This is a genomic window from Protofrankia sp. CiP1_Cm_nod4, from assembly GCF_982290645.1.
Genome location: NZ_CEVIVC010000018.1, coordinates 37,274 through 43,794 on the forward strand (window position 1 = coordinate 37,274; position 6,521 = coordinate 43,794).

Consider the following 6,521-nt stretch of genomic DNA (forward strand, 5'->3'; position numbering starts at 1 on the left):
GCGGTCGACGCCACCGTCGAGGGCGCGGCGCCCGGCGCCGGCAGGCCCGTCGCGGGGCGGGTCACCCGGACGTCGGCGACCCCTGGCAGGTTCACCGGTTTCGGGCCCACCGGCCACGAGCCGTCGGGAACCGCGGACAGCAGCCGGCGGGTCTGCGCGGCCTCGCTCACCGCCTCCGTCGCGGTCGCGGCGGCCAGCGCCTTCTCGTACGCGGCCCGGGCCTCGGCCGGCTTGCCGCTCGCGACCAGCACGGTACCCAGCGCCCGCCATGCCAGGACCTGGGCGCGGACGTCCTCGGCGCCCACCTCGACCGCGCGCCGGGCCACCGCCAGTGCCTCGGCCGGCCGGCCGGCGTCGAGGAGCGTGCCGGCCAGATGCGCGTACGCCTGGCGGCGCGGGAAGAGCAGGGTGGCCGGCTCGCCGGCGGCCAGCGCCGTCTCCAGCAGGTGGATCGCCTCCTGCAGGCGGCCTCTGGCCCGCGCGACCTGGGCGGCCAGCACCTTGGCGCCGAGCTGGGCGTGGGGCTGCAGCTCGAGGCTGTCCAGCGCCCGCATGGCCAGGTCCGCGGCCTGCTCGGCGTCGTCGAGGAGCCCGGCGTCGAGCCGGGTGAGCCCCAGCAGCACCATGGCGAGCGCGCCGACGACGGCATGGCCGCCCTGGTCGGCGGCGGCCTGGGCGTTGTGCAGGTGCGCCGCCCCGCGCTCGGGGTCACCGGCGCCCCGCGCGGCCAGGCCCCTGGCCACGAGGGTGAGCGCGACACCCCAGGTGTCCCCGGTCGCCTCGAACAGCCCCGCCGCCCGTTCGGCCTCGGCCTCGGCCTCGGTGATGTCCCCGAGTTCGGCGGCGGCGACCGCGTCGATCGTCAGGCACACGGCCAGGCCCCACACCTCACCCAGTGACCCGGCCATCTCGATCAGGTCGCGGGCGAGCCGGCGGGCCCGGCTGAGCTGGCCGGACAGCAGCCAGACCAGCGCCTCCGTGCCCGCGCACCAGCCCAGGCCACCGGTGTCGTCCAGCCGCCTGAAAACCTCGGAGGCGTCCCGGAGGTACTCCTGGGCACGTGGGTAGTCCCCCCGGGTGGTCGCGCTCCAGGCGAGGTGCTGGAGGGCCCAGCCGACCCCTCTGGGATCGCCGACCCGACGGGCGAGGGCCAGCGCGTCGGTGAACCGCTTCTCGGCGTGGCGCACCCGGCCGGCAGCGTATTCCAGCAGGCCGAGCTGGCGCAGGGTGGCGGCGACCACCCGGTCGCTGCCGGCACGCTGAGCCTCCTCGAGCGCGGTGACGAGCGCGGTCGCGGCCTCGTCGTCCCGGCCCTGCTTGTGCCGCAGGTCGCCGAGGATGCGGTACGCCGCGGCCCGCAGCTCGGGTGTGGTGACCCGCAGTGCGGGCCGCAGGACACGCTCGGCCTCGTCCAGCCGGCGCAGTGACGCCAGGGCCTCGGCCTGCAGCACGACCGCGCCCAGATCGTCGAGTTCGCCCACGACCCCCCGGCCGAGCCGGCGTGCGCTGGTGATCAGATCGATGGCGCTGCGGTGGTCGTCGCGGGCGAGCGCCGAGCGGGCGACCCGGACCAGGGCGTGGAACCCGGGCTCCCGCGCCGACCAGGCCGGATCGGTGGGCGCCAGCGCCATCGACGCCGCGAGGTCGTGGGCTCGTTCGGCATGGTGGCCGACGAAGGCCGCGACCTCCGCCTCGGAGCCGCTGAGGAACTCCACCCCCCACTGGGCCGCCGCGGCGTGCCGGCGGGCCCGCTCCACCTTGGGCAGGCCGGCGTAGGCGACGTCCCGGGCCATCGGGTGCACGAACGTCCACATCGGCTCCCCGGGATGCGGGGCCCGCAGGAGCTGGCGTTCGGTGAGGGTTTCCAGTGCCCGGTGCACCTGCTCGCCGCGACGGTCCTCCAGCGCGGGCAGCGCGTCCGCGGGGAACCGGCTGCCGAGCACCGACGCCGACCGCAGGACGGCCTTCGCGATCGGGTCGAGATCGTCGATGCGGGCGGCCAGCACCGACTGCACACCGGCCGGCAGCGTGGTCTCGGGCAGGGATCCCTCGAGCACCCAGGCGCACTGCTGGGTGCCGGCCGGGTGGGCCGGGGGACGCAGGATTTCCGAGGCCGGGCCCGTGTCCGGCGCGACGCCGTTCGACGTGGTGCCGGGCAGCGGCTCCGTCCCCGCCACGCCGGCGCTGGTGCCGACATCGGTACCGGCGCCGGCGCCGGCGGCGGCCGCGCCGGCCGCGCCGCCGCGGTGCAGGATGCCCCGGTCCACCAGCAGGTTCAGCAGCTCGGTGAGGAAGAACGGGTTGCCGTGGACCCGCGCGAGCAGGGCGGCCCGGGCGGTCTCGTCCAGCTCGGCGCCGCCGAGATAGTCGCGCAGCAGGCTGGCCGAGGCGGACTCCGCCAACGGGGCGAGCGCGAGCGACTCGGCGTTGGGCAGCCCGGCCAGCGACGGGACCTCACGGTCAAGCATGATCAGCAGTATCGGCCCGCGCAGCCTGCCGGCGAAACGCCGCAGGCCCTGCCACAGCGCGGTCGTCGCCCATTCCAGGTCGTCCAGGACGATGACCAGCGGCCCGTCGTTGGACAGGCCGCCGAGCAGCACGGCCACGTCGTCGACGATCGCGTCGACGGCCCGGACGGCGGGATCGTCGGCCGGGTTCTCCCGCCCGGCAGGGTCCCCCGGCGGGATGTCCGGGGCCACCGTCGAGCGGCCCTCCGGCGGCACACCCAGCAGGGCGAGCAGCTTGTCGGCCACGCCGCCGGGGATGCGGGTGCGCGCTGCCGGGTGCTCCAGCCGGCTGACCGTGCGCCGGACCCGTTCGGCGACCCGGTCCGGGCTGTCGCCCTCGCCGACCCCGCAGGCGGTGCGCACGATGTCCATGAGCGGGGCGAGGTCCCGGCCGTCACCGTGGCGGACCGTGCGGCCCCACAGCACCCTCGCGTCCTGCGCCGCGCCCGCCCGGCGGGCCAGTTCCACCGCTATCCGGGTCTTGCCGATGCCGGCCTCACCGGTGACGACGACCGTCCGCGGCTGGCCGTGCGCGACGACGTCCCGGAAGGCGGACTCGAGTACCGCGAGGTCCTGGTCGCGCCCGGTGAACGGCGCGTCGTCGCCGTGCCCGGGCCGGGCGACGTTGGACGGCCGCAGGCTGACCAGCTCGTAGGTGGGGACCGGCTCGCGCTTGCCCTTGAGCTTCAGCGGGGCCAGCCGGCGCCAGGTCGCCACCGAGGTCGTGGCGATCATGGTGTCGTGGCCCGCGTACACGGCGCCCACCGCGGCGGCGTCCGACAGCCGGGCGGCGGTGTTCACCGTGTCGCCGATCACCGTGTAGGTCAGCGACGCCTGGACGCCGGCCAGCACCTCCCCGGTGTTGATCCCGACGCGCAGGCCGAGGTGGCGGCCACCGCCGGCCTCGTCGGTGACGAGCCGGCGGACGGTCTCCTGCATGGCGGCGGCGGCGCGCACGGCGCGTTCCGGGTCGTCCTCGTGCGCGGTCGGCGCGCCGAACACGGCCATGATGCCGTCGCCGGTGAGGTTGTCGACCCGGCCGCCGACCTCGGCGACGTCGCGGGCCAGGGCCGCGAGCACCCGGTCGGTGACCTCGCCGACACGTTCGGGATCCAGGTCCTCCGCCCACGCGGTGAAGTCCGAGAGGTCGCCGAACAGGACGGTGACGACCCGGCGTTCGGCGCCCTCGTCGGTGCCCATGCCGTTTTCGGTCTGCAACGGCAGCCCGCAGTGGAAACAGAACCGTCCACCGGGAACGGCGGGAGTGCCGCACCGCGGGCAGCGCAGCGTTCCACCGAGGGGAGATGTGATCATTGGGGCGCCCTGAAGCCGGAGTCAGAGCCTGGCCATGACGTCCGGCCGGCCTGCCCGGTGTATCGGGCCTGCCGGCACGGTATCCAGGACCGGACCCTTTTGACGTGGTCGGATATATCCGGAGCGTTGCGCACGGGTGGTCGCCTCCCGGCCGCGAGCATAAGCCAACCGTACGAGATCTTCTGTTCGTGCTGATCTTAACGGTTTCCAGGAAGGAAGAGGGCGGTGTGGGATGTCCAGAATCCGGCCGGCTCTACCCTCCCCACCGAAGGCGATGCGATCATGTTTTCGCATCACCGGAGGTGCGTGGGCTGGCGGGGCCGAAGGCGATGCGATCATGTTTTCGTGTTCGTGCGGGTCCCGCCGTCGACGCGATCATGATTTGTGGACGCGGCCGGAAGGCCGTCTCCGCCGCCGGAACGGCGGCCTATGCGAGCGGGAGCTCGAGCGGTGTGGTCCGCAGTTCCCGCCGCTGGCGCAGGTGCTCGATCTGGGCGCGGACGGACATCTCCGCGGCCGGCCACAGGGCACGGTCGACGTCCGCGTAGATCCGTTGAACGATCTGACGGACCGTGCTGTCGCCGGCGGCGAGGGCCGCCCGGACCTGGTCGAGCCGGGCCTCCCGGTGCGCGAGGTACGCCGCCGCGGCGCGGCCCGCGGCCGGCAGATGCGGCCCGTGGCCGGGGAGCACCATGGCGTCACCCAGCTCGCGTAGGCGCCGCAGGCTGGCCAGGTAGTCGCCGAGCTGCCCGTCGGGGTGCGCGACCACGGTCGTGCCCCGGCCGAGGATCGTGTCGCCGGTGAGGACCGAGCTTCCCGCGGTGGGCGCCGGGACGTCGTGACCGCTGGCGCCGCTGTTGACGCCGCCGGTGCCGCTGGTGCCGCCGGTGCCGGTCCACCGGTCGTCGGTGAGGACGAACGACAGCGAGTCGCTGCTGTGGCCGGGGGTGGCCAGCACCCGGATCTCCACCCCGGCGGCGGCGATCACGTCGCCCTCGGCCAGCCCTTCGTCGCCGAGCCGGTGGGCGGCGTCAAGGGCGCGCACCGGCGCGGAGGTCAGCTCGTGCAGCGGCACGGCACCCTCACTGTGATCAATATGACCATGGGTGAGCAGGATGACGTCGACCGGCCCGGCCGCGACGATCGCCGCGAGATGGCCGGGGCCGGGTGGGCCGGGGTCGACCACGACGCAGCCGGTGGCGCCCGGGGCGCGCAGGATCCAGGTGTTCGTGCCGTCCAGGGTCATCGGGCCGGGGTTGGGCGCGAGCAGCAGCGAGGCCAGCAGGGTCACCTGCCGCGGCGCGGGCGGGCCGCCCTCCGCCGGGGCCGCCGTGCGCGGGCCGGGCACGCCGCCCGTAACGCTCGTATGCCCCACAGGTCACTCACCAGGTTCCGAAGCGGACGATGCTCTGCCGCGCGGGTGGCCCGGCACTCCACCCGCTCGTTGCCCGGACGGCCCACCGGACTGCCCGCTGGCTCGGGCTGCCCACCGGCCCGACCGTCGAGTCGGCTAGTTCTGCCGTAGACAGTAGTTCTGCCGTAGACAGTAGGTTGTCCGCCCCGGCTCGCGCACCATGTCGGCGGTCGCGGCCAGCTGTGAGCTGCGTCTCGTTCGAAGGCCCGTATACAGCCGTTTTTCGATGACCAGCCGCCGGTGGACAGTTATCGTTTGGATATATCCACAGCTGGACGGCGGCCCGCGTGCACGCCGTCCGTTCGCGGTTCCCCGACAAGGGCTAGCTGACGGTGACGACGATCTCCACCTCGACCGGAGCGTTCAGCGGCAGGACACCCACCCCGACCGCGGACCTGGCATGTCGTCCGGCGTCACCGAACACCGCCACGAACAGGTCACTCGCACCGTTGATCACTGCCGGCTGGCCGGTGAACGCGGGCACGCTCGCGACGAACCCGACGACCTTGACGACACCGGTGATCGCGTCCAGGCCGCCGGCCACCGCGGCCGCGGCCGCCAGCGCGTTCAGGGCGCTGATCCGGGCCAGGTCGGCAGCGCGCTCCGCCGGCACCGAGCCGCCGTCGGCGGCCTCGCCGACCGGCCCGGTCGCGGCGAGGACGCCGTCCACCAGGGGGAGCTGTCCGGCCGTCCACACCAGGTCACCGTGCCGCCGGGCGGGCACGTACGCGCCCGCCGGCGACGGGGCCGTGGGCAGCGTCAGGCCGAGCGCGGCCAGGCGTTGCAACGGGGTCGCCGCGTCGGCTGTCACGGCGCTCACCTCGCCGGTTCGCCCTTGGGGCGCTTGAAGTAGGCGACCAGGCTCTCCGGGTTCGGCCCCGGGACGATCTGGACCAGCTCCCAGCCGTCCGCCCCCCAGTTGTCGAGGATCTGCTTGGTCGCGTGGATCAGCACCGGCGCTGTCGCGTACTCCCAGGTCTGCATGACTTGTGACCATAGTGCGTCGCGGCCGAGGATCACGTGACGACGTCCACGGCGTGCCTCTCGGCGCCCACGCCGGGAGCACGCGCGGGACCGGCCCGAAGGGGGCTCGCAGGCTCGTCTGACGGGCGCTTGGCAGGCTCCGCCCGGCCGTCTGAAGCAGCCTGGAGGACATCGCCGGGAGGAAGTGCGCGGCCCTGGTGGCCGGGCCGCGGGCGGGGCGGATGGCGCGGCGGCCCTGCGGCGTCCGCGCCGCCCTGGCCCGCACCTGGCCCGCACCTGGCCCGCACCCGGCCTGCACCTGG

Annotated in this window: 4 protein-coding genes; all 4 read right to left on the minus strand. The window is 74.9% G+C overall.

What is annotated here, in order from left to right; genetic code table 11:
• Positions 1 to 3,821: tetratricopeptide repeat protein (locus tag AC5LSR_RS06010; protein WP_493468235.1), on the minus strand; the 3,821-nt coding region annotated here is incomplete at its 3' end.
• Positions 3,822 to 4,248: 427 nt separating this feature from the next.
• Positions 4,249 to 5,169: an MBL fold metallo-hydrolase gene (locus tag AC5LSR_RS06015; protein WP_250286428.1), complete on the minus strand. Its 921-nt coding sequence runs from the start codon at positions 5,167 to 5,169 to the stop codon at positions 4,249 to 4,251.
• 388 nt (positions 5,170 to 5,557) lie between these two features.
• Entirely contained in the window at positions 5,558 to 6,055 is a 498-nt protein-coding gene (locus AC5LSR_RS06020; protein WP_250286425.1) for a RidA family protein, read from the minus strand.
• Entirely contained in the window at positions 6,052 to 6,219 is a 168-nt protein-coding gene (sp36, locus tag AC5LSR_RS06025; protein WP_250286423.1) for a Sp36 family protein, read from the minus strand. Before sp36 ends, AC5LSR_RS06020 begins: the two co-directional genes overlap by 4 nt.
• Positions 6,220 to 6,521: the final 302 nt, after the last annotated feature.